This is a genomic window from Neisseria sp. P0021.S006, from assembly GCF_051956895.1.
Map to the genome: position 1 here is coordinate 1 of NZ_JBQCWZ010000007.1, position 24,399 is coordinate 24,399.

Sequence of the window (24,399 nt, forward strand, 5' to 3'; positions counted from 1 at the left end):
GCATGGTCGCCCACATGGAAAGCGTGATGAACGACATCGGCTTTTTCAACCGCCGCAACGGCGAGCGCCTGATGCGCCGTATGCAGAGCCTGTTCGGACGCGCCAACACGCAAACCGAAGACATCGACATCCTGCGCGGTTTTTTCAATACCGTCAGCCACCGTATCCATAAAAAAGACTGATTTAAGGCCGTCTGAAAACATTACAAGCTTTTTCAGACAGCATGACTGATATTCGGATAAGCATGAATTACGCCCTAGACGCATTATGGTGGAAACTCACCAGCCAACCCGTCCGCGACCTCGCCTCGCTGCTGACTGCGCCCCCTTTGTGGCAAAGCGGTTGCGAATTGAGCGTGCGCGAACTATTGGGGGAGCACGGTTTCCGCTACCTTTTGGCATTGGACGCCGATCCCGCGCCGCTGATGGATCACCTTGCCCAACGTTCCCCATTCGGCCACCGTCTCGGCATTTATGCCGAAGAGTTGTTGACGTTTTGGTTTGCCAACGCGCCGCACGCCAAACTGCACGCATACAACCTGCCCGTTTTTTCAGACGGCCAAACTTTAGGTGCCGCGGATTTTGTCGTTTCCCTCAACCAACAGCCCTACCATATCGAGCTGGCGTGTAAATACTACGGCGGAGACCAAGTGCAAAACCTGCACGGTCTCAACCCTAAAGACACGCTGACGGACAAGGCCGCCAAATTGGTGCAGCAATCCCAGCTGCTACATACACTGCAAGGCAAAGCAGCCTTAACCGCACAAGGCCTGCCGGAAAATCCGCTTCCTGCTTCCATCGTGCGCGGCATCGGATTTTTTCCACAAGGTTTCCATGCTTTTGAGCCGCCACTTAACTCATACGGCTGGCGCGGCATCTATATTCAAGATTGGGCGGAATACTGGTTTGAACACCAAGAAGTCCGCTACCACCTGCTCGACCGTATGGCCTATCTCGCGCCTGCTCGTGTCGCCGAAACCGAAACATTGAACGAAACCGAAATCCGCCGTATCGACCAAGGCTTGATTGCCGTTTTGGAATTACGGCCGGACGGCTTTTGGCACGAAATCGAACGCATCATGAAGGCCGTCTGAAACCCTTTACCAACTTTAAGAGAACCCATTACATTATGAACGCCGCACAACTCGACCATACCGCCAAAGTTTTGGCTGAAATGCTGACTTTCAAACAGCCTTCCGATGCCGTCCTCTCCGCCTATTTCCGCGAACACAAAAAGCTCGGCCGCCAAGACCGCCACGAAATCGCCGAAACAGCCTTTGCCGCATTGCGCCACTATCAAAAAATCAGTACCGCCCTGCGCCGTCCGCACGCGCAGCCGCGCAAAGCAGCACTCGCCGCACTGGTTCTCGGCAGAAGCACCAACATCAGCCAAATCAAAGACCTGCTTGATGAAGAAGAAACAGAGTTCCTCGGCAATTTGAAAGCCCGCAAAACCGAGTTTTCAGACGGCCTGAATACCGCCGCAGAATTGCCGCAATGGCTGGTAGAACAACTGCAACGGCATTGGAGCGAAGAAGAAATCCTCGCCTTCGGCCGCAGCATCAACCAACCTGCCCCGCTCGACATCCGCGTCAATACCTTGAAAGGCAAACGCGATAAAGTGCTGCCATTGTTGCAAGCCGAAAGTGCCGATGCAGAAGCCACGCCTTATTCGCCTTGGGGCATCCGCCTGAAAAACAAAATCGCGCTTAACAAACACGAGCTATTTTTAGACGGTACACTGGAAGTCCAAGACGAAGGCAGCCAGCTGCTTGCCTTATTGGTGGGCGCAAAACGCGGCGAAATCATTGTCGATTTCTGTGCCGGTGCCGGCGGTAAAACTTTGGCTGTCGGCGCGCAAATGGCCAACAAAGGCAGAATCTACGCATTCGACATCGCCGAAAAACGCCTTGCCAACCTCAAACCGCGCATGACCCGTGCCGGACTGACCAATATCCACCCCGAACGCATCAGCAGCGAACACGATACCCGTATCGCCCGACTGGCAGGCAAAGCCGACCGCGTGTTGGTGGACGCGCCCTGCTCCGGTTTGGGTACTTTACGCCGCAATCCCGACCTCAAATACCGCCAATCCGCCGAGACCGTGGCCAACCTTTTGGAACAGCAACACAGTATCCTCGATGCCGCCTCCAAACTGGTGAAACCGCAAGGCCGTTTGGTTTACGCCACCTGCAGCGTGTTGCCGGAAGAAAACGAGTTGCAAGTCGAACGTTTCCTGTCCGAACATCCCGAGTTTGAACTCGTCAACTGCGCCGAACTGCTGCAAAGCCTGAAGGTTGATTTGGATACCGGAAAATACCTGCGCCTCAACTCTGGAGAACACCAAACCGACGGTTTCTTTGCCGCTGTATTGCAACGTAAGGATTAAGGTTGAAAAAGGCCGTCTGAAATCCTTTCAGACGGCCTTTTTAATAGATTTTTTACATTAAAATCATTAGAAACGATAGTCGCGCTCTGCAATAATATACTTTAAGGCATGTATCTTGACCTTTCATCAGAATATTGTGAAAAGCTGGAAAAAATGCTTTATGCTTTGTAAATGTATGTGTTCTCGTTCAAAATTCGCCCGGTCATGCCTCAGGCGATACCCGATACGGACAACGATAATATATAAATCATTTGGTTAGAAATCATGCCGCATATTTATTCTTCCCCCACAAAGCTCCGTTTATTGTCATCGGCCGTTGCCGTCGCCTGCTGTCTGATGCCGTTTCAGACGGCCTCTGCATACAGCCTGCAAGACATCCTCAGGGATGCTTTAATCAGCGACCCGATTGTGCGTGAAGCAAAAGCCACTCAAGAAGCAGCGCAAAGCACGACCAAAGCTACGCGTGCGCGCCATTATCCTGTCGTTACCCTGACCGGCACGAAAGTGCTGGCGCAACACAATAAATATAACAGCAACGACATGGATGACGGTATCGGCGTGCGCGGCAGCGTGAACATCTACTCATGGGGTGCGATTGAAGCCGCCGTCCGCCGCGACCGCAGCCGCGAAGAATACTATCAACACAAATACACCGAAAGCCAAGAGCAGCTCGGCAGCGATATCGGCCGCCTCTACCTGAGCGCATTGCGTGCAAAAGAAACCCTGATCCTCAACGAGCAGACTTTAGCGCGCCACAACAACCTCTTAAAAGACTTGGACACCATCGTCAAATATGATGCCGGCCGTCGTTCCGAGCTGATTGAAGCGCGCGCGCGCCAACTACAAGTGGCAAACATCATTGCCCAACAACGCCGCACCATGGATTTGGCCCTGAGCCGCCTGTCCCGCTATACCTCGCGCCAGCTGACTGCCAACGACTTGGAAGATCCGTTTAAAAACGACACGGCGAAATCCATCACTGAACGCTTCAACAATCCCAACCGCAACAACAATCCGTCCTATCAGGCGCAATTGGCCGAGCGCGACAGCGTCCGTGCCGATTTGGACGCCTCCAAAGCCGAACGCCTGCCTGCCCTCAATTTGGAAGGCAGTGCAACGCGCAACACCAGACAGCTTTATTTAAACGTTGCATGGAATGTGTTGGATATTGCCGCACGACACAATGTGGAACGCAATGCCAAATCATTGATTGCCGCAGAAGCCAAGTCCGAACAAATCCTGCGCGACATGAACGAACGCGTTCAAACGTCGGCCATCGATATGCAGGAAAGCGAACAGCGTACCGTGCTGACGGCGCAACACATCGCCGCCCAAAAAGAAGTCATCAAAGTGTATGAATTGCAATTTAAAATCGCCCGACGTACGCTGACCGACGTTTTGAGCGCATACAGCGAGTTATCCTCCATCGAGCAGGATTATGTTGCCGCCCGCAACGATTTCCGCGATGCGGCGCTTGACTATTTAAATACCCAAGCCAAAATCTCCGCTTGGGTCGGTTTGGCACAAAAATAAAGCCATATCCGCCGGTTAAACCAAAAACATTACGCGAAAAAATATGAAAGCCATCATTGAACACATCGTTTTAGTGACCCGCCTTTTGGGTGCGCCCGTATCCGAAGCCGCTTTGTCCGCCGAAGTCGTGCGCGACAAAAAGCTCAAGGTCAACTATCACTCACTGGTCGAAGTCCTGCGCAGTCACGGCTTTGAAAACACCTTATCCAAACGCAATCTGGAAGACATCCCCTCGCTCGCTGTGCCGGTTATGATTATCCTGCACAACGAAGAAGCAGCGGTCATCACCCAAATCGAAGGCTCCGGCCAAGAACGCAAATACCATATCCGCCAGGTTGACGGTTTGGAACAGGAACTCAGCCACGAGCAGCTCTCCGGCCTGTATTTGGGCTACTGCTGGTTTATCAAACCCAAAATGGCTACCGATATGCGCTCGGAGCTGCCTGAATACCATTTGCCCAAAGCATGGTTTTGGAAAGTCATTTGGCGTTTCCGCAGCTACTACTACCAAGTCATCTTGGCCACCATCATCATCAACTTCCTTGCGCTCGTCAGCTCCCTGTATGTGATGAACGTGTACGACCGCGTGATTCCCAACCAAGCCTATGAGACCTTGTGGGTATTGAGCATCGGCGTGGTCTTGGCGATTTTGTTTGAGTTTGCCGCCAAGATGATTCGCGGCCACTTGACCGATATTGCCGGCAAAAAAGCCGACCTGATCATCAGCTCCGCCCTGTTCCGCCGCGTGATGGCATTGCGTCTGGCAGACCGTCCTGCTTCTTCCGGTTCATACGCCAGCAACCTGCGCGAATTTGAAGCCGTGCGCGAGTTCATGACCAGTGCCAGCTTGTTGACCATCGTCGACTTGCCTTTCCTGTTGCTGTTTATCTTCGTGATTTCCATGGTCGGTGGCAAACTGGCACTCGTTCCCCTGACCATCATTCCGATTGTCGTGATTGTCGGTTTTGTCGTACAACGACCGCTCTCGCGCCACATTAACGAATCGATGAAAGAAGGTTCGCAACGCTCCGGCCTTGCCGTTGAAGCCATCGAAGGCATCGAAACCCTGAAAACCAACAACGCCACATCTTGGGCGCAACAACGTTGGGACGAATACACCGCCAAAACTTCCGCCTCTTCCATCAAAGTCAAAGACACCAGCAACTTCATGGTCAACTTTGCCGTTGCCATGCAGCAGCTCAATACCGTCTTTTTGGTCGTCGTCGGTACCTATCTGATTCATGCCGACAACCATGCGGAACGCATCACCATGGGTGCATTGATTGCCTCCGTGATTCTGTCCGGCCGTGCTTTGGCGCCATTGGCACAAATTGCCGGTTTGGCCACCCGCTTCCAACAGGCCAAACTTGCCCTCAAAGGCGTAAACGACATCGTTACCCGCCCTATCGAGCGCAATCCGGAACGCAAATATATTACTTTGGACAATGTTCAAGGCAATATTACCTTTGAAAACGTATCGTTCAAATATCAAGCCGACAACAACAGCGCCGTAGAAGACTTGCGCCTGACCATCAAACCGGGCGAAAAAGTCGGTATTTTGGGCCGTATCGGTAGCGGTAAAAGTACCATGCTCAAACTGGCTAGCGGTCTGTACGATACTGAAAAAGGCAACGTTACCCTTGACGGCGTCGATATGCGCCAGCTTGACCCCAACTTCCTGCGCGATCAAGTCCTACTGTTGAGCCAATCGCCACGCCTGTTCCTCGGCACATTACGCGAAAACATGGACTTGGCACGTACCGGCAGCTACTCTACTGACCAAGACCTACTGACTGCGCTCAACCGCTTCGGCCTCGACAAAATCATCCGCAACCATCCGCGTGGTTTGGATATGCCTCTGGGTGAAGACGGCTTGGGCTTGTCTGGCGGTCAAAAACAAATCATCGCACTGGCGCGCATGACCTTGCGCAATCCGAAAGTCGTCCTGCTGGACGAGCCAACCACCAGCCTGGACCAAGCTACTGAACGCATGGCGCTCAATGCCATCGCCCAATGGGGTCGCAACCGCACCATGCTTTTGGTAACCCACCGTCCGCAAGTGCTGCAAATCGTCAACCGCATCATTGTCATGGACAATGGTAAAGTCGTGATGGACGGCCCGCGTGACCTGGTATTGCAAAAACTCATGCAAAACGAACAGGCCAAAGCAGCCAACATCAAACAACAACAGCAACAAGCTGCTGCACAGCAGCAACAACAAGCTGCCACAGCCCCTCAATCGGCAGCACAATAAAGCAAAAGGCCGTCTGAAACCTACTTACCCTTTCAGACGGCCTGCCCTAATGGTTAAAATCCACCAAACACAATAAAGATACACGATTATGAGCCGCGAAAACAACGTCAAATCCAAAGACCTACACCTCATCAACGACCTCAATGCCGCCCTTCAAAAAGAAAAACACAGCGGCCAATTTTGGGTCATCATCCTATTCTTCCTTTTCCTAGTCGTCTTCGTCGTCTGGGCATACAACAGCCCTGTCGAAGAAGTGACCCGCGGCAACGGCAATATCATTCCCAGTAGCCGTGAGCAAGTGATTCAAAGCCTCGACCCCGGCATCGTAACCGAAATCATGGTTAAAGAAGGCGATATGGTCGAGAAAGATCAGATTCTGATGAAACTCGACGACACGCGCAGCTCCGCCGTTTTACGAGAAAGCGAAGCCAAAGTCGAAAACCTCGAAGCCACCGTTGCCCGCCTTAAAGCCGAAGCCTACGGCACCAAGCTCTCCTTCCCTGACAGCGTGGGCCCTGAGCTGCGCCGTCGCGAAATTGCCGCCTACAAAGCACGCCGTCAAGCCATGACCGACGCCGTCAGCGGCCTTTCCCAAAGCAAGGCCGCACTTGACCGCGAAATCGCTATTACTGCGCCTATGGTTGCCGAAGGCGTAGTTTCCGAAGTCGAACTCTTAAGAATGCGCCGTGAGTCTGCCGACTTGGCCACCCAAATTTCCGAACGCCGCAACCGCTACAAAGCCGATGCCAACAACGAACTTTTGCAAGCTGAATCCGAGCTGGCGCAATCCAAAGAAAACGTTGCCATGCGTGCCGACCCGGTTGAACGCTCGCAAATCCGTGCGCCTATGCGCGGCATCGTCAAAGGCATAAAAGTCACCACCATCGGCGGCGTTGTGAACGCAGGCGAAGACATCATGCAAATCGTCCCAGTTGACGACAAACTGCTGGTCGAAGCCTATATCCGTCCGCAAGACATCGCCTTTATCCGAGCAGGCCAACCTGCATTGGTTAAAGTCAGTGCCTACGACTACTCCATCTACGGCGGTTTGGAAGGCAAAGTTACCCTCGTCGGCGCCGATACCATCAGCAACTCCATGCAAAACCGTGCCAACGACTTGAAACTCGACCCGAACCAAGTCTATTACCGTGTTCTCGTCCAAACCGAAAACAACTCCCTGAAAGACAAAAACGGCAAACCGATGCCGATTATTCCGGGCATGGTTGCAACGGTAGACATCAAAACCGGTGAAAAAACCATCTTCCAATACCTGATCAAACCGATTACGCGTATGAAACAAGCGTTGAGCGAACGCTAATCGATAAACTGATAAAAGGCCGTCTGAAAGTTTTCAGACGGCCTTTGATTTATGTTTTCACTATGCCTGCTTATCCGGCAGATAAATTATTTCTCCTTAAACGTAGCTCCGATAAATGTCCTTTTCGGATTGCCGCGCTCAACTTGATAGAGTTGCGCGTGCTGCTCCTGCGCAAAATTTCCAGCTTGTCCGGCATGATGTTCCGCCAACTTTTGCGCCAATAACATGACCGCCAATTTCTTATTGGCATGCTGGCTGCGTTCGCTCTCGACCCGTACAGAAATGCCGCTTTCTTTATGGGTGGCGCGGACGGCGCTTTCGGTTTTATTGACGTGTTGCCCACCCTTGCCGCCCGAACGGCAGGTTTGAAACTCGATTCCGTTTTCAGACGGCATTTCATACGTCTGCGGCATATCGGGCAGGCGGAAAACGCCTATATACCAATTTTTGCGCGGATGTTTCGGGCGGACAGGGCTGGGACATATCCATTGGAGCGTCCCCTGCCAAGTTTGTGCCAAACTTTCGGCTTTCTGCCCTTCCAATTTGAGCGTTGCCGACAAAATGCCGTGCTTATCGGATGTTTCAGTAACAAGTTCAGCATCAATGCCTTTTGCTTGAGCTTCTGCAAGCAATTTGCCCAAGACGAAACGGGCAAATATGCGGCACTCTGCCGGCCCTTGCGCGGTGGAAATTTGCAGATAAATCACTGGTGTATTCTGTTTCATCTTTACGCTCCACACTCGCCGCCGGTTTTATAAGTCAAAACAGGCTTAAACCGCGCGACCAATTCAATCAAACCTGCGTTTTTCATGGCGGCAATAACGCTGTCAATGCTTTTATAAGCCTGCGGCGCTTCTTCAAAAATCAGGGCCTTATCCTGACAAATGACTACGCTGCCAAATTCGGTCTGGCGCAGGCTGTCAGCAGTATATTTGTGCGACAGCCTGCCTTTGCATTCACCGCGCTGCCACTTCCGACCTGCGCCGTGAGCCAAGGTATTCAACGAAATTTGGCAATCTTCGGCAGGTCGGACCAGATAGCTGTAATCGCCGCGCGAGCCGGGTATCATAACCAAGCCTTTATCGGTGGGCGTTGCGCCTTTTCGGTGCAGCCAACCGGTCGTGCCGTCAATCTCGGTTTGTTCCAAAAAATTATGATGGACATCGAGCAGGCATGTTCCTTCTGCGCACCAACAGTCGAGCATTCTGGCCGCAATCAAACGGCGGTTAAGGCTGGCAAATTCAAGAGCCGTTTGATGTTCGGCTAGATAAGCTGCCGCCGCTTCGCCCTCTTCCGCCAAACCTTGATGCCCAAAGGCGGCAATATGGCGTTGCAAAATCTGCTGACCCAATCCGCGCGAACCGCTATGCACCAACAGTTGCAGATGGTTTTCATCAAAATCGGGCGGAAGCAGATCGGCGCGATAAACAGTATCAACGGTTTGCAACTCGGCAAAATGGTTGCCGCCGCCAATCGTACCTACGGCAAGGCCGTCTGAAAATTGGCGCATATCGACAGCGTCGCCTAATAAATCGACCTGTTCGTCTTTATCCAACGGCGTATCGATATTGCCCAGCTGTTTGGCGAGTTTGGCCGGTTTGAGTTTGGCTGCGCGTAAATCGGTCTGCCAAAACGCCATGCCGCAACCGATGTCGTTCCCAATCAGGGCAGGATAAAAATGGCGGTCGCTGAAAAATGCCGCACCAACCGGATAACCGCGCCCTGCGTGTAAATCCGGCATTCCGGCAACGCGTAGCATATGCGGTAATCGGGCGGTGGTTTCGAGCTGTGCGACAGCGTTGCCTTCAATCCATGTATTTGAATCGGCAATAATTTGAATATGATGGGGATAATTGCCCATGTGTTTATGCTTTCTTTAAAACGGATAGAAACCGACAACTGATGACAATAGGTATCCACCGTCTGCGAAATGTTCAGACGGCCTGGTTTCTAGCCGATAATTGTAGGGAAAGCAGCCCGAAGCGGGCGACATGGAATGCGAAAAGCGTTATCCGAAAATCAGACCGACGCTTGGGCTGCAAAGAATGTGATTGAGCAGATTGAAGTATTGCATGTCATGGCTTGCTCCTTTCTTTGCATGAAAATATTAAAAACGTTCGGATTATAGAGGGTTCATTTCCAATCATGCAAACTTACTGACATCAATCTGCCAATGATGTTACATAAATGGCAACTATTGAGAACATGATTTAGGCCGTCTGAAAACTTTTCAGACGGCCTTTTATACCCAATAATCCTTACAAAACAACGGTCGGATAAGATCCGACAACTTTCACGAAGGAAGCGCGTTCGCCCAAAAGCTGCAAGGCTTTTTGGACATTTTCATCGCTTTGATGGCCTTCGATATCGATGAAGAACAGATATTCCCACAAAACCGATTTGCTTGGGCGGCTTTCAAATTTGGTCATGGAAATGCCCAACTTGGTGAAAGGTTGCAATAACGAAGTAACGGCACCGGCACGGTTCGGCGCGGAGACGACCAAAGAGGTTTTGTCATTGCCGCTGCGGCCGGTTTCTTGATGACCCATCACCAAGAAGCGCGTGGTGTTGTTCGGTTCGTCTTCGATACACTCGGCGGCAAAACTCAACTGATAAATTTCCGCGGCAATACGTCCGGCAATGGCGGCCACATTCGGGCTGTCAGATTCAGCAACCAGACGTGCTGCTTCTGCATTGCTGGCCACGGCGATACGCTCTGCATTGGGCAGGTTGCGGCCAAGCCAGTCGTTGCATTGCGCCAAGGCTTGGGCATGGGCGAAAACTTTGGTAATGCCGCCGATTTCGTGGCTGTCTTTACGCAGCAGGTTGTGATGAATGCGGACAACCACTTCGCCACAGGCTTTTAACGCGGTTACTGCTAACAAATCCAAAGTGCGCCCCACCGAGCCTTCGGTCGAGTTTTCTACCGGCGCCACCAAATAATCGGCTTGGCGCGTTTCAACTTGTTTGAAGCAATTGTCGATGGTGGTACACGCCATGGTGTGTGCGGCGTGGCCGAAATGTTTGATGGCGGCTTGCTGGGTAAATGTCCCCTTCGGGCCTAAATAGGCAATCGTCAGCGGACGCTCTACTGCCAAACATTCGCTCATAATCTCGCGAAACAGCCGGGTAACCGATTCATCCGGCAAAGGGCCGCGGTTCAAATCCTGAATCCGGCGCAAAACGGCCACTTCCCGTTCAGGACGGTACACCGCGCCTGTCCCTTTCAATTCACCGATAGCATGCGCATGACCGGCGCGCTCGTTGAGCAAACGGAGGATTTCCGCATCGATGCTGTCGATGGCATTGCGGTGCGGCAATAATTGTTCGTCTATGGATAAAGGCATAAGCTGTCTCGCAATTTTGTGAGGGATATTTTCATTTTAACATTAAAGACCGTCTGAATTCTGTTTTCAGACGGCCTCAACACTATCTTTATCTAACTTTATCGTCTATCAGGTTTGCAAACGCCGCCAATTCCATCATAATTAAGCCTTTTGAACGACAAGGCCTATTCCATGCACTCAAACGGACTTTACACCCGTTTTCTGCCCGATGAAGAAGCAACCCTGCAACTGGGTGAAGAATGGAGCAAGCAACTCTCCGCTCCGCTGACCATCTATCTTGAAGGCGGGCTGGGTGCAGGCAAAACCACGCTGACACGCGGAATTTTGCGCGGACTGGGACATACGGGCGCAGTCAAAAGCCCGACTTACACCATTGTCGAATCTTATCCGCTGGATACATTCACCCTCCACCATTTCGACCTCTACCGCTTTACCATGCCCGAGGAATGGGAAGATGCCGGTTTGGACGAATTGTTTGCGCCCGACAGCATCTGCCTCATCGAATGGCCGCAGCAAGGTGGAGAATTCACGCCTCTGGCAGACATTACCATTACATTGACGTACACCGATAAGGGCAGAACCTGCACCTTTTCCGCCCACACAAACCAAGGCCGAAAAAGTTTAGAATCATGGTCAAATTAACTAGAAGACACATTCTCCGTCAAGGCACAGGACTATTTCTCACCCTCACGCCCGTTGGTGCCGCATTGGCCAAACCGGCCTCTCCTGCGCAATTCCTTGCCGTCCGCATTTGGCCGGCGAACGCCTACACACGCGTTACCCTTGAGAGCAACCACTCGATGAAATACCAACATTTTATGTTGGACAACCCCAGCAGGTTGGTCGTGGATATTCAAGGTGCGGAAATCAACAGCGTCCTGCAAGGCATTTCCAGCAAAGTGCTGTCTAACGACCCTTTTATCCGCAGCATTCGTGCCGGTCAAAATACGCCCAATACCGTGCGTATCGTCATCGACCTCAAACAAAGCACCCATCCGCAAGTCTTTGCGCTCGCCCCCGTCGGCAACTTCAGAAACCGCTTGGTTATCGACCTCTATCCGCACGGCGCAGATGCCAACGACCCGATGATGGCCTTGCTCAACGGCAATGTTCCCAAACAACGTCAAAATACCAATATCGCATACGACACCCCTGCCCCTAAAAACAATCGCGGCAGCGGCGGCAACCGCCGTCCCGTGATTATGATCGACCCCGGTCACGGTGGCGAAGATCCTGGCGCAATCGGCCCGAGCGGCCTCAAAGAGAAAAACGTCGTACTCTCCATTGCACGCGAAACCAAAAAACGCCTCGAGGCCTTGGGTTACAACGTATTCATGACGCGCAACGAAGACATCTTTATCCCATTGGGCGTACGCGTTGCCAAAGGCCGTGCGCGCAATGCCGACGTATTCGTATCCATCCACGCCGATGCCTTTACCAGCCCGTCCGCTCGCGGTACCGGCGTATATATGCTCAATACCAAAGGCGCGACCAGCTCGGCGGCAAAATTCCTTGCCCAAACCCAAAACAACGCCGACGCCATCGGCGGTGTACAATCCAGCGGCAACCGCAACGTCGACAACACGATTTTGGACATGACCCAAACCGCAACCCTGCGCGACAGCCGCAAGCTCGGCCATTCCGTCTTGACCGAATTGGGCAAACTCAACCAACTGCACAAAGGCCGCGTTGACGAGGCCAACTTTGCCGTCCTCCGCGCGCCGGACGTTCCGTCCATTTTGGTGGAAACCGCCTTCCTCTCCAACCCTACCGAAGAGCGGCTGCTCGGCAGCGAATCCTTCCGCCAACAATGCGCCCAAGCCATTGCCACCGGTATTCAAAAATACATCAATACCGCCGTTTTACGACGCGGTTAATGGCTTGATGAAACAAAGGCCGTCTGAAAATTTTTCAGACGGCCTTATCTTTTCAAGCAATCTATTTAACCGCACTTCCCTACCGCAGCCGGATAGACGGATACCTTCGTCTGCGTCAATGCAAACAGGTTTTCCAACTGCATTTGCGCCTGACGGTTGGCATGTTCCAAAATCTCAGCCCTACATGCGCTTTGCAATACCTGCCGTTTCGCCTCTTCCTGCACCGTCTTAAATACCGACTTATCCATAGGCAGCAAATTAAACGAGCCGGTCTGAATATCGTACACTTCGATATTTTCCAAATCCACGCTCAAAATTTCCACCGCCGGCAGGCTGATTAAGACCTTGTCGTCCACAATATTGACATTGTCCGCGCCTAACTTGTCCAAATCCAAACCAGCCAACACCTTACCGCGCACAATAAAAATACCGCTTTGTGAATCCTGCCACAGCCTGCGCCAATCCCCTTTTTTCTCCGTACGGATAATCGTATCGATATAAAATGCCGTACTTTCCAAGCGGTTCATCTGCTTAATCTGCATCAAAACCCCCTCACGGGACAAAACCTGATGTTCTTCGTTCTGACCATGCAGGGCATAAAACCAGCCGCCCGCAGCCGTCAGCGCACACAACACCAGCACGACCAATCCGCGTCCAAGCATTTTCATTTCAAACATCCCCCATTAAAATAATCATCAAAACATTCCCCATATTCTCCCAAAACCGTCAATTTCAAGCCATACCCAGGCCGTCTGAAACAATAAATTTCATTACCAAAAAGTAATAAAAATCTCAACAAACAAAGTTTGCCTTTTGGTAAATACAAGACTACAATCCATTACACACAATTCAATTTCATCTCATCATGAATACCACCGACCTGCGCCGCCACAACCTGCGGCAATGGATAACACAACACCACAACGGCCAGCAGACCAAGTTTGCCCAAGCCATTTCTATCAACCAAGGCGAGCTGTCCGCCCTACTGAAAAACAAATCTTTCGGCGAGAAAAAAGCCCGAAAAATCGAGCAGGCAGCAAATATGCCTGACATGTGGTTGGATCAAGACCACCAAGACCGCCACGCCCCTACCATCAGCCAAGAAAGAAATACCATGTCCCACATCTCCACCATCCCTGAAATCCTAGCAGACATCAAAGCCGGCAAAATGGTCATCATCACTGATGCCGAAGACCGAGAAAACGAAGGCGACTTGCTGATGGCCGCCCAATTCGTTACCCCCGAAGCCATCAACTTCATGATCAAAAACGCACGTGGCCTGGTCTGCCTGCCGATGGACGGCGAAATGGTCGAAAAACTCGGCCTGCCCATGATGACCCAAAAAAATGGCGCACAATACGGCACCAACTTTACCGTCTCCATCGAAGCCGCCCACGGCATTACCACCGGCATTTCCGCCGCCGACCGCGCCCTGACCATTCAAACTGCCGTTTCCCCATCCGCCAAACCTGAAGACATCGTCCAACCCGGCCACATCTTCCCTCTCCGCGCCCAAAAAGGCGGCGTACTCGTCCGCGCCGGACACACAGAAGCCGGCGTCGATCTGGCACAAATGAACGGTCTGATTCCCGCCGCCGTCATCTGCGAAATCATCAACGACGACGGCACCATGGCACGTATGCCCGAACTGATGAAGTTTGCCGAAGAGCACAACCTCAAAATCGGCACCATTACCGACCTCATCGAATACCGCAGCCGTACCGAAAGCCTGCTCGAAGACATGGGCAACGCACCCGTACAAACCCCGTGGGGCGAGTTCCAACAACACGTTTACGTCGACAAACTCTCCGGCGAAACCCACCTCGCCCTTGTCAAAGGCACACCCTCCGCCGAAGAAGAAACCCTCGTCCGCGTCCATGAACCCTTCAGCGTCATGGACTTCATCCAAGCCAACCCGCGCCATTCATGGTCGCTGCCCAAAGCCCTTGAGCGCATCCAACAAGCCGAAAGCGGCGTAGTCATCCTCCTGCACCGTACCGAAGACGGCGCCACCCTGCTCGACCGCACCCTGCCCAAAGGCGCCAACCAAGCCTACAAATGGGACAGCAAAAGCTACGGCATAGGCGCACAAATCCTCGCCGGCCTCAACGTCAAAAAACTGCGCGTCCTCGGCCAGCCGTCATCCTTCACCGGCCTCACCGGCTTCGGCCTCGAAGTCGTCGGCTTTGAAGAAGCTGAAAAATAATCTTGCTTGATTGATGCTCAAAGCAAATGAAACAAAAGGCCGTCTGAAAGTTTTCAGACGGCCTTTTAAGTTTATTATCCAATTCAAAAACAGCGAATATAAAAAAAGCCGACACACCTTTCCGATGTATCGGCTTTCGTTATCTGCTTAACGCTTAATTTCTGCCGGGCAATTCTTTTTCGCTCAATGGTTTGATGTACCAAATATCGCGGCAGTAGTCGGCGATGGAGCGGTCGGATGAGAAGAAGCCCATGTTGGCGATATTGATCAAGGCTGATTTGCGCCATGCGGATACGTTGCGGTAGTGTTCGTCCGCTTTGTATTGCGTGTCGATGTAGCTGCGGAAATCGGCCATCAGTTGATAGAAGTCGCCGTATGGTTGCAACACGTCGTTGTAGCGGTTTGGCTCTTCCGGAGAGAAAGTGCCTTGGCTGATTTGGTTGACGACGCGGCGCAGGTCGCTGTCTCGCTCGATATAGCTCAACGGGTCGTAACCGTTGCGGCGGATTTCTTCGACTTGTTCTACGGTGTTACCGAAGATATAGCAGTTGTCCGCACCGACTTTTTCCAAAATCTCAACGTTCGCGCCGTCCAGTGTACCCATACAGATTGCGCCGTTGAGGGCAAATTTCATGTTGCTGGTACCGGATGCTTCTGTACCTGCCAGTGAGATTTGTTCGTGCAAATCGGCGGCAGGAATGATGATTTGGGCGAGGCTGACGCTGTAATTCGGGATGTAAACGACTTTAATCAGGTCACGGATACGGGTGTCGTTGTTGATGACTTTGGCAACGTCGTTAATCAGTCGGATGATTTTCTTCGCCATGTAATAGGCGGAAGCGGCTTTACCGGCAAAGATGAACACACGCGGCTGCCAATCGAAATCCGGGTTTTCCAGGATTTTGTTGTAACGGTCGACGATGTGCATCACGTTCAATGCTTGACGTTTGTACTCGTGGATACGTTTGATTTGGATGTCGAAAAGTGCATCGGTATTAACTTTGATACCCAGCTCGGTTTCGATGTATTTGGCAAGACGCTCTTTGGCGGCTTTTTTCACTTCGCCGAATTCTGCCTGTACGGAGGCATCGTCCACTTTGTCGTTGAGCTTGGTCAGGTTGTCCAAATGCAGACGCCAGTCTTCGTCGCCCAGATGTTTGTCCAAGAATTTGGTCAGGCCCGGGTTGGCGATGTTGATCCAGCGGCGCGGGGTGACGCCGTTGGTTACGTTGGTAAAGCGTTCTGGGAACACTTTGGCAAAGTCGGCAAAGATGGATGTGGTCATCAAATCGGAGTGGATTTTTGCCACGCCGTTGACTTTGTGCGAACCGATCACGGCAAGCCATGCCATGCGAACGCGACGGCCGTGGGTTTCGTCAATGATGGATACGCGGCGGACAAAGTCGTCGTCGAAGTTACCGATGGCACGCAAGGCATTGAGGAAGTAGGCGTTGATTTCAAAGATGATATCCAAGTGGCGCGGCAGCAGACGGCCCATCAGGTCAACCTGCCAAGTTTCCAAGGCTTCGCTCATCAATGTGTGGTTGGTGTAAGAGAAAATCTTACAGCACATATTCCATGCTTCAGTCCATGCAATGCCCTCTTCGTCAATCAGGATACGCATCAATTCTGGAATAGCGAGTACCGGATGGGTGTCGTTCAAGTGGATGGCGACTTCGTCCGCCAAAGTGCGGATACTTGGGAAACGGCATTTGTGGCGGGCAACGATGTCTTGAACGGAAGCGGAAACCAAGAAGTATTCTTGTTTCAAGCGCAATTCGCGGCCGGAATCGGTAGAGTCGTTCGGATACAGAACGCGTGAGATGTTTTCGTCGCTGTTTTGTGCGCGAACGGCAGAGGCATAGTCGCCTCGGTTGAAGTCGGCAAGGTCGAACAGGTTGCCTGCGTGTGCAGTCCACAAACGCAATGGGTTGGCACATTCGCCGCCATAGCCCGGAATGATTTCATCGTATGCCCAAGCAGAAATTTCTTCGCTTGGCTGCCATTCTTTTTTGTCGCCCAAGTTCAACACTTGACCACCGAAACGGACGGAATATTGTTTGTTCGGACGGGCAAACTGCCATGCCAAATCTTGGTCGAGCCACAAATCAGGTTTTTCAACTTGTTGGCCATCCACGATTTCTTGTTTGAACATACCGTATTGGTAACGGATGCCGTAGCCCATGGCCGGAATGCGCAGGGTTGCCAAAGAGTCGAGGAAGCAGGCGGCCAGACGGCCCAAACCGCCGTTACCCAAACCCGGATCTTCTTCTTGTTCGCAGACATCGGCAAATTCTTTGCCCAGTTGCTTAAAGGCTTCTTCAAATTCGGCGTAAACGCCTTCGTTAATCAGCGCGTTGACAAACGAACGGCCGAGCAGGAATTCCATAGACAGGTAATAAACCATGCGTTTACTGTTATCAATGTGGGCGCGGCGTGTTTTGAGGAAATCTTCCGCAATCAGGTCACGCGCGGCAAGCATGGCGGCGTTGAGCCATTGGTGTGAAGTTGCCTCCTTCGGATCTACGCCCAAGATGAAAATCAGCTTGTAAACGATGGATTTACGGATGGTTTCGGCGTCCGGTTTAGGCATTACATAATCGTAACCGGAGATGGGGAGTTTTTTCTTAGCCATGGAAGCCTTTCTCTAGCGTGAGGCACTGGACAACGCGCCTGATGGTTTTATTAAAAACAACGAAACTCGGTTTTCAGACGGCCTGACAACGGCAACAGGCCGTCTGAAAGGAATGGTGCGTAGATTTGTTACAAACCAAGGAGATTATAGCGGAAAGATTCAAAAAAAGGATATATTTTTCTTTATAAAACATTTAATTAACAATTAAACCATTCATCATCTTATTGGCATTTTCAATTTATACCACTAAGCTACAAATCAGAAAATACTGACAAAATATCAAAGAGTTAATCAACCAATAGTTTAATTCTCATTTAATTTGTTTTATGTAAAATCCAAATCCCCATATGCTCAACAACACATTTCCCAGCCTCTTCGTAATTAAATTTCTCAGATGGTACGCAAGAAATTTCCCAATTGCCTTGAGGCAGGTTAAATAACTGACGACTACGTTTGGCATTGACCAACAGCAGCCATTCATCGTCCAAAACAACCTGAATTGCCTTGCTGCCCCTGTTGTGCCAACAATATTCGGTCATCGGGCTGCCATCCGCATTGAGCCATTGCACACGCTCTTTTTCCCACCAGCAATCATCTGTCAGAAGCTTGATTTGGCTGCGTACGCGTATCAGCGCTTGAGTGTAATTTTGCAACTCATGAGGCTCATTTTGCCAATCCAACCATGTAATCGGATTATCTTGGCAGTAGCTGTTGTTGTTGCCTTGCTGACTGTTGCCGAACTCATCGCCTGCCAAAAGCATGGGCGTACCGTTGGATAAAAATAAGGAGGCAAGCAGCGCTTTGGAGGTGTATTCACGATTTTGCAAAACCTCTTCATCATCGGTTTCGCCTTCTACGCCGTGGTTGTAGCTGATGTTTTCATTATGCCCGTCGCGGTTGTTTTCGCCGTTAGCTTCGTTGTGTTTTTCGTTATAGCTGACCAAATCACGCAGAGTGAAGCCGTCGTGTGCAGTAATGAAGTTGATGCTGGCGGACGGGTGGCGGCCGCTGTGGTTGAAAATATCGGACGACCCGGCCAAGCGTTCGGCAAATGCGCCCAAATTGCCGCTTTCCCATGACCAAAACGCGCGCATGTCATCGCGGAAACGGCCGTTCCATTCGGCAAAAGGTTGCGGGAAATTACCCAAGTGATAGCCGCCCTCGCCGATGTCCCATGCTTCGACAATCAGCTTCAAACCGGCCAACACAGGATCTTGATACAGGACTTGGAAAAAACGGCCGTACGATTGGAAATCGGGTTCGCGTCCCAATACGGTTCCCAAATCGAAACGAAAGCCGTCGATATGAAACTCTTCCGCCCAATAGCGCAGGCTGTCTGCCGCCCAACGGGTAACGTCGCGCCGGACAATATTGAGCGTATTGCCGCAACCCGACCAGTTTTCATAATTGCCGTAAGGGGTGTGCCAATACCATAAGGTGTTGTCGATACCGCGCTGACACAGCATCGGGCCTTTGTCGTCCTGCTCGGCCGTGTGGTTGTACACAACATCTAAAATCACTTCCAAACCTGCCTGATGCAGGGCTTTGACCGCTTGTTTAAATTCTGCCGCCGCACGTTCGGGATTGTCGGCATAAGACGGCTCAACGGCAAAATGGGAATAAGTGTTGTAGCCCCAATAATTGCTCAAGCCCATCTGCTGAAGATGGTATTCATCCAGATGAAAATGAATCGGCAGCAGCTCGACCGTCGTTACCCCCAATTCTTGCAAATAGGCCAAAACCCGTTTATCGCACAAGGCTTTATAAGTGCCTGCATACTTCAAATCAGGGAATTGCTTGGTCACCCCTTTGACATGGGCTTCATAAATAACGGTTTTGCCCCACGGTATTTCCGGACGGCAATCTTTGGCCCAATTAAATCGGCTGCGTCCGACCACGACGCTTTTCGGCGCAACGGCGGCATTGTCGCGTTCATCTTCCGGCCTGAACCATGCCATTTCTTCGGCGTTACGGTAGCTTGGTTTGCCGTCAATTTTTTTGGAATACGGGTCAATCAGCAATTTATTGGGATTGAAACATGAGCCATATTCTGCGTTTTCACGTCCATACACGCGGAAACCGTATCGCTGCCCTGCCTTAACATCCGGCACAAATCCGTAAAATACCGAACCGCGCCGCGAAGGCATCTCCAAACGGGTTTCTTTATCCTTATCAAACAGACACAATTCGACCTTTTCGGCATTGATGGAAAACAAGGTAAAATTCGAGCCCTTGCTTGTCAGGGTCGCGCCCATGGGATAAGGCTTGCCTTCCTCGATATGCCATGATTTGGCAGACATAGAATGATTCCTTGGTATGTATTTGGTTTCGTGTCCAATATAAGGCCGTCTGAAAATCTTTCAGACGGCCTTGAGTCATATTGATACCACTATCTTTTAATTTTCAGCTGATTGGGCAGGCAGGATGCCCACCCTCAAAGTTGATTTACGCTTCTTCTTTGACTGCCGCCTGATACAGGTAAACAGTTGCCAACGGCGGTACGGTCACAGACAGGGAATTTGGTTTGCCATGCGACCAAACTTCTTCTGTCTCCACCGTTGCGCCGGCAGAAACGCCGCTGCCTTTGTAATGCAGGTCGTCTGAATTGAGGATTTCGCGGTATTCGCCGGCAGAATTCACACCGAAGCGGTAACCTTCACGCACTACAGGCGTGAAGTTGCTGATGACGATAACGCGGTTGCCTTCGCGGTCGCGGCGTTCGAAGACAAAAACGGAATTATTGCCGTCGTCAGCGACCAGCCATTCAAAGCCTTCCGGCCATTGGTCAAGCTGGTAAAGCGGCGCGGTGTCTTTATAGACATGGTTCAATTCGCGTACGAAGTCTTGTACGCCTTTGTGCCAGCCGCCCTCTTGCTCCAGCAGGAACCAATCCAGTCCTTCGTTGTAGTTCCATTCTCGGCCTTGTGCAAACTCGCTGCCCATAAACAAAAGTTTTTTGCCGGGGAAGCCGTACATAAAGCCGTAGTAGGCGCGCAGGTTGGCAAATTGTTGCCAACAGTCGCCGGGCATCCGTCCGAGCAGCGAGCGTTTGCCGTGTACGACTTCATCGTGTGAAAGTGGCAGGACGAAGTTTTCGCTGTACTGGTACATCATGCCGAAGGTCATTTTGTTGTGGTGATATTTGCGGTTGATGGGATCTTCCATCATGTAACGCAAAGTATCATTCATCCAGCCCATATTCCATTTGAAGCTGAAGTTCAAACCTTCTTGGCGGGTCACATTGGCGAATGAAGTAGATTCTTCGGCAATTTCGGTCGCAGCCGGAACTTCCTCTTTCAACATGGTGTTGGTATCGCGCAGGAAAGCGATGGCTTCAAGGTTTTCATGGCCGCCGTATTGGTTCGGAATCCACTCGCCGTCTTTGCGTGAGTAGTTGCGGTAAATCATCGAAGCAACCGCGTCAACGCGGATACCGTCGAAGCCGAAACGTTCTATCCAATACAGGGCGTTGCCTTGCAGGAAGTTTTTCACTTCGTTTCTGCCGAAGTTGTAAATCAGGGTGTTCCAGTCTTGATGGTAGCCTTCGCGCGGATCGGCGTGTTCGTACAGCGCGGTGCCGTCAAACTTGGCCAGGCCGTGGTCGTCGGTCGGGAAGTGTCCGACCACCCAGTCGAGGATAACGCTGATGCCTTCGTCGTGCGCGGCTTTAATCAATGCGCGCAATTCTTCCGGCGAACCGAAACGGCTGGTCGGCGCATACAAACCGGTTGCCTGATAGCCCCATGAGCCGTCAAACGGATATTCGGAAACAGGCAGGAACTCGATATGGGTGAAGCCCATGTCTTTGACGTATGCGACCAATTCTTTGGCGAGCTGTTCGTAAGTCAGCCAGAAATTGTTTTCCGGATTGCGCTTCCACGAACCCAAATGTACTTCATAAATGCTGATCGGCGCATCAATGGCGTTGGCGCGGGCGCGGAAGGCCGGTTCTTCCACTTCGTCAGGCAAGCCGCGCACGATAGATGCCGTGGTCGGGCGTAGTTCCGCACCAAAAGCATACGGGTCGGCTTTTTCGCGCACATTGCCGTTGGCATCGCGGATTTCAAATTTGTAGAGGGCATTGAGTTTGACGGCAGGAATGAAGATGTCCCAAATGCCGTTGTCGCGGTGGAAACGCATGACGTGGCGGCGGCCGTCCCAGTTGTTGAACTCGCCGATAACGGAAACGCGTTGCGCATTGGGCGCCCAGACGGCAAAACGTACACCCTTCACGCCGTCCAACTCGGCAAAATGCGCGCCTAAAGTCTCATAAGGACGCAGGTGTTTGCCTTCGGCCAACAGCCAGGAATCCATGTCTTGCAACGCAGAGCCGAAATGATAAGGGTCTTCTTCAATCACTGGCTCGGTATCTTCGGTGTAACGGATACGCAAAGCGTAATCGGGCGCATCATCGGGCAAGACGGCCACAAAGAAACCGCGTTCATCAATTTTTTCAGACGGCACGATGAGTTCGCCGCTGCGGCGGTTCACGATATCCACGCTTACTGCGCCGGGAATCAAAACGCGTACCACTTCATCGCCCTCTGCAAGGCGGTGTCGTCCCAGATAAGCGAACACATCGCTATGGGTGGCAAGAAACAGGCTTTCGACCGTATCGCGCTCGATTTGGTCAAGTTCATGATAAGTCTTGATTTGGCTGTTTGTTTTCATGCGTACCTCGTCAATAATGGCAAGTTGGCCGCCCATGAGGCGGTGTTGTAGGAAATCTTCCAAAGAAACCGGCATTTTTTGCGCCCAGTTCGGATAGCCTTCGGTCACACCCGGGACATTCAGATTGTCAATGACGCCCAGCAGGTTTTCCAGTTGTACGGCGTAAAGCTTGCTGCGGCTCAATGCGCCGTATTTATGCAAAGCCGCCAGCAAGGTTTCATCGGCTTTTGCCGGCATTTGTACGTCTGCACCCAGACAACCGGTTTCTTTCAATTTATCCAGCAAATCGGCTTTATCGTGTTCGCGCTCATCCAAGGCCGTCTGAAAAGCGGCTGCATCAGGCAGAGTACCAAGTTTGAACATCGTATCCAAATCTTTGCCTGTCCAATAGCCAGCCAAAGGCGCAACATCGTGGGTGCTGATGACCGTAATCGCCTGCTCGGGGTATTCTTCCGGCAATTGGAAACCGTTCCAGCCCTTGCTGAAATACATTACTTTGTATGAGAACACCTGATAGCGGTTGAGCAGATGGCGGGCTTCGTCAGGTACCGTCCCCAAATCCTCGCCGATGATGACGCAACGGTTGCGCCGGCTTTCCAACGCCAAAATAGCAAACATCACTTCGGCATCGTAATGCACATACGCGCCGAAATCCGCCGTTTTACCGTTTAACACCCACCACAAACGGCACAATGCCATCACATGGTCGATCCGCAATACGCCATACAGGCGCATGTTTTCGCGCAGCAGATGGGCAAATTTTTCATAGCCCGTATGCTTCAACATCGACGGATTAAGCGGCGGCAAATCCCAATTCTGCCCTGTCGGCCCCAAAGGATCGGGCGGTGCGCCGACTGACAAGTCCATACAATAATCTTGGCGGTTTAACCAAGTATCCGCGCTGCCGCGCGCCACGCCGACTGCCAAATCGCCGTAAATGCCGAGTTTGACACCGTATTCGGCAGCGGCTTGGTTGACTTCGCGCAACTGCTCCGCACAAAGCCATTGCAACCACATATAAAAACGGATTTCACGTTCATGGCTGCGTGCGAATTTTTCTACCGCTTCGCCATCAGGCTGATGAAATTCAGACGGCCATGACTGCCAACCCACTTGCCCTGGGCGGCTGTAATACTGGTCCAAAGCCTCAAACAAACCGAAGCCCCGTAAGGCTTTGCCTTTTTCTAATACAAAAGCTTCAAATGCAGCGCGTTCATTTTCCGCAGCTTCGCAAGTATCTTGTTCAAACGCGTTAAACGCCATGTGCAGCGCATCACGCTTGCACGCCCAAACCGCGGTATAAGTCACCGTTTCCGTGATACGCAAAGCAGCGATGCGCTGACGGATTTTCGGTTGCGCCAGCCAGTTTTTCAGTTGCTCGTTATAAGTGAACGCACCGACCTTCTCAACATCCAAATAAATCGGATTGAGCCATTCGCGCGAAGAAGGGCTATACGGGCTGGCAAAGGCGGGCTTGCTGGTAAACAAAGCGTGCAAAGGGTTAATACCGACAAAATCCAGCTTTTTCTCCGCCGCATATTTCATCAGGTTCAACAAATCGGTAAAGTCGCCTATACCCCAGTTGCGCTCAGAACGCAGGCTGTACAAATGCATGGTCAAACCATTCATCCGTCCGCCATTGGCAAGCAGTTTAGGCTGATAAACCGATTCAGGCGCAACAATCAGGCGCACAAAGCAACTTTTGCCGCCGGTCTCGGCCGACAAAGTGTAATAACCGCAAGCCAGTTGGGGCAGCTTAATCCAAAGCGTATCGTTGTCGCCCGGATACAAAGTCAAGGTCTGACATTTATCTGCTTCATCAATCAATACGACTGCTTCAGCACCATGAAATTCAGACGGCATCTGTAAAGATTCTTCGCCATTTTCATGCGCAACCATCGTATTCAAATAAAGGCCGTCTGAATCCGGTTTGCTTTTATCCAAAACAGCGACAATCGATTCCAAAACTTCCGTTTTGGTCACATGATAAGTGCCGTTGATGTCGTGGTAACCTAAATCAATACCGGCCTGCACCGCCTGCTGCTCCAATGTTTCACTCATTGCATTCTGCCTGTTTTACCAATATCTGAATCTTAATACAGATTCTGCCGCACCGTGATATGTAATTCATTGTAGTCTCAAACAAACCCCATATTTCCCCGCTTGATTT

Annotated in this window: 15 protein-coding genes and 1 pseudogene; 9 read left to right on the forward strand and 7 right to left on the reverse strand. The window is 51.5% G+C overall.

What is annotated here, in order from left to right; translation table 11 throughout:
- The 6 genes and pseudogenes from ACTHUM_RS02730 to ACTHUM_RS02755 all read left to right on the forward strand — a co-directional run.
- Positions 1-182 (forward strand): annotated as a pseudogene (locus tag ACTHUM_RS02730) (RNA methyltransferase); the annotation flags it as partial.
- Positions 183-223: 41 nt separating this feature from the next.
- Complete coding sequence (locus ACTHUM_RS02735) at positions 224-1,093, forward strand: DUF1853 family protein (protein WP_049335560.1); 870 nt, start codon at positions 224-226, stop codon at positions 1,091-1,093.
- Between the two features lie 35 nt (positions 1,094-1,128).
- A complete protein-coding gene (locus ACTHUM_RS02740; RefSeq protein WP_049335559.1) occupies positions 1,129-2,388 on the forward strand; it encodes an RsmB/NOP family class I SAM-dependent RNA methyltransferase in 1,260 nt (419 codons plus the stop codon).
- Between the two features lie 264 nt (positions 2,389-2,652).
- Positions 2,653-3,921 carry a TolC family protein gene (locus tag ACTHUM_RS02745; RefSeq protein ID WP_432760740.1) on the forward strand — a complete coding sequence of 423 codons (1,269 nt, stop codon included), beginning with the start codon at positions 2,653-2,655 and terminating at the stop codon, positions 3,919-3,921.
- Positions 3,922-3,964: 43 nt separating this feature from the next.
- Complete coding sequence (locus ACTHUM_RS02750; protein ID WP_440361131.1) at positions 3,965-6,175, forward strand: type I secretion system permease/ATPase; 2,211 nt, start codon at positions 3,965-3,967, stop codon at positions 6,173-6,175.
- An 88-nt stretch (positions 6,176-6,263) separates the two neighbouring features.
- On the forward strand, positions 6,264-7,493 hold the full coding sequence (locus tag ACTHUM_RS02755) for an HlyD family type I secretion periplasmic adaptor subunit (protein WP_440361132.1): 1,230 nt from the start codon (positions 6,264-6,266) through the stop codon (positions 7,491-7,493).
- A gap of 86 nt (positions 7,494-7,579) precedes the next feature.
- Here ACTHUM_RS02755 and prfH read toward each other — a convergent pair whose 3' ends face one another.
- The 3 genes from prfH to pheA form a co-directional block, all read right to left on the reverse strand.
- Positions 7,580-8,218 (reverse strand): peptide chain release factor H, encoded by a 639-nt coding sequence (gene prfH, locus ACTHUM_RS02760; RefSeq protein ID WP_440361133.1) that lies wholly within the window; start codon positions 8,216-8,218, stop codon positions 7,580-7,582.
- Positions 8,219-8,220: 2 nt separating this feature from the next.
- Positions 8,221-9,354, reverse strand: coding sequence for an RNA ligase RtcB family protein (locus tag ACTHUM_RS02765; protein ID WP_107857224.1), 1,134 nt, complete (start codon positions 9,352-9,354; stop codon positions 8,221-8,223).
- A 397-nt stretch (positions 9,355-9,751) separates the two neighbouring features.
- On the reverse strand, positions 9,752-10,840 hold the full coding sequence (pheA, locus tag ACTHUM_RS02770; protein ID WP_070695365.1) for a prephenate dehydratase: 1,089 nt from the start codon (positions 10,838-10,840) through the stop codon (positions 9,752-9,754).
- 171 nt (positions 10,841-11,011) lie between these two features.
- Here pheA and tsaE point away from each other — a divergent pair, with 171 nt between their 5' ends.
- Both tsaE and ACTHUM_RS02780 read left to right on the forward strand, forming a co-directional pair.
- Positions 11,012-11,482, forward strand: a complete 471-nt coding sequence (gene tsaE / locus ACTHUM_RS02775; protein WP_004519510.1) for a tRNA (adenosine(37)-N6)-threonylcarbamoyltransferase complex ATPase subunit type 1 TsaE — start codon at positions 11,012-11,014, stop codon at positions 11,480-11,482.
- Positions 11,470-12,717: an N-acetylmuramoyl-L-alanine amidase gene (locus tag ACTHUM_RS02780; protein WP_049335552.1), complete on the forward strand. Its 1,248-nt coding sequence runs from the start codon at positions 11,470-11,472 to the stop codon at positions 12,715-12,717. The genes tsaE and ACTHUM_RS02780 overlap by 13 nt, the downstream gene beginning before the upstream one ends.
- Before the next feature lie 65 nt (positions 12,718-12,782).
- Here ACTHUM_RS02780 and ACTHUM_RS02785 read toward each other — a convergent pair whose 3' ends face one another.
- Positions 12,783-13,394: a DUF4230 domain-containing protein gene (locus tag ACTHUM_RS02785; RefSeq protein ID WP_079453678.1), complete on the reverse strand. Its 612-nt coding sequence runs from the start codon at positions 13,392-13,394 to the stop codon at positions 12,783-12,785.
- A 188-nt stretch (positions 13,395-13,582) separates the two neighbouring features.
- Between ACTHUM_RS02785 and ribBA the strand changes: the two genes are divergently transcribed.
- Positions 13,583-14,923, forward strand: a complete 1,341-nt coding sequence (gene ribBA / locus ACTHUM_RS02790; protein ID WP_049335550.1) for a bifunctional 3,4-dihydroxy-2-butanone-4-phosphate synthase/GTP cyclohydrolase II — start codon at positions 13,583-13,585, stop codon at positions 14,921-14,923.
- 154 nt (positions 14,924-15,077) lie between these two features.
- Here the strand turns inward: ribBA and ACTHUM_RS02795 are convergent, their stop codons facing one another.
- The 3 genes from ACTHUM_RS02795 to glgB all read right to left on the reverse strand — a co-directional run bounded on the left by ACTHUM_RS02795 (position 15,078) and on the right by glgB (position 24,290).
- Positions 15,078-17,558, reverse strand: coding sequence for a glycogen/starch/alpha-glucan phosphorylase (locus ACTHUM_RS02795; RefSeq protein ID WP_049335548.1), 2,481 nt, complete (start codon positions 17,556-17,558; stop codon positions 15,078-15,080).
- 314 nt (positions 17,559-17,872) lie between these two features.
- Positions 17,873-19,858 carry a glycogen debranching protein GlgX gene (gene glgX, locus ACTHUM_RS02800; protein WP_070695363.1) on the reverse strand — a complete coding sequence of 662 codons (1,986 nt, stop codon included), beginning with the start codon at positions 19,856-19,858 and terminating at the stop codon, positions 17,873-17,875.
- 145 nt (positions 19,859-20,003) lie between these two features.
- On the reverse strand, positions 20,004-24,290 hold the full coding sequence (gene glgB / locus ACTHUM_RS02805) for a 1,4-alpha-glucan branching protein GlgB (protein ID WP_070695362.1): 4,287 nt from the start codon (positions 24,288-24,290) through the stop codon (positions 20,004-20,006).
- Between the last annotated feature and the right edge of the window lie 109 nt (positions 24,291-24,399).

Coding starts and splice junctions, on each gene's coding strand:
- ACTHUM_RS02750 (WP_440361131.1), top strand. CDS start 3,965: ATGAAAGCCATCATTGAACACATCGTTTTAGTGACCCGCCTTTTGGGT.
- ribBA (WP_049335550.1), top strand. CDS start 13,583: ATGAATACCACCGACCTGCGCCGCCACAACCTGCGGCAATGGATAACA.
- pheA (WP_070695365.1), bottom strand. CDS start 10,840: ATGCCTTTATCCATAGACGAACAATTATTGCCGCACCGCAATGCCATC.
- ACTHUM_RS02780 (WP_049335552.1), top strand. CDS start 11,470: ATGGTCAAATTAACTAGAAGACACATTCTCCGTCAAGGCACAGGACTA.
- glgB (WP_070695362.1), bottom strand. CDS start 24,290: ATGAGTGAAACATTGGAGCAGCAGGCGGTGCAGGCCGGTATTGATTTA.
- ACTHUM_RS02740 (WP_049335559.1), top strand. CDS start 1,129: ATGAACGCCGCACAACTCGACCATACCGCCAAAGTTTTGGCTGAAATG.
- ACTHUM_RS02765 (WP_107857224.1), bottom strand. CDS start 9,354: ATGGGCAATTATCCCCATCATATTCAAATTATTGCCGATTCAAATACA.
- prfH (WP_440361133.1), bottom strand. CDS start 8,218: ATGAAACAGAATACACCAGTGATTTATCTGCAAATTTCCACCGCGCAA.
- ACTHUM_RS02785 (WP_079453678.1), bottom strand. CDS start 13,394: ATGTTTGAAATGAAAATGCTTGGACGCGGATTGGTCGTGCTGGTGTTG.
- tsaE (WP_004519510.1), top strand. CDS start 11,012: ATGCACTCAAACGGACTTTACACCCGTTTTCTGCCCGATGAAGAAGCA.
- ACTHUM_RS02745 (WP_432760740.1), top strand. CDS start 2,653: ATGCCGCATATTTATTCTTCCCCCACAAAGCTCCGTTTATTGTCATCG.
- glgX (WP_070695363.1), bottom strand. CDS start 19,858: ATGTCTGCCAAATCATGGCATATCGAGGAAGGCAAGCCTTATCCCATG.
- ACTHUM_RS02755 (WP_440361132.1), top strand. CDS start 6,264: ATGAGCCGCGAAAACAACGTCAAATCCAAAGACCTACACCTCATCAAC.
- ACTHUM_RS02735 (WP_049335560.1), top strand. CDS start 224: ATGACTGATATTCGGATAAGCATGAATTACGCCCTAGACGCATTATGG.
- ACTHUM_RS02795 (WP_049335548.1), bottom strand. CDS start 17,558: ATGGCTAAGAAAAAACTCCCCATCTCCGGTTACGATTATGTAATGCCT.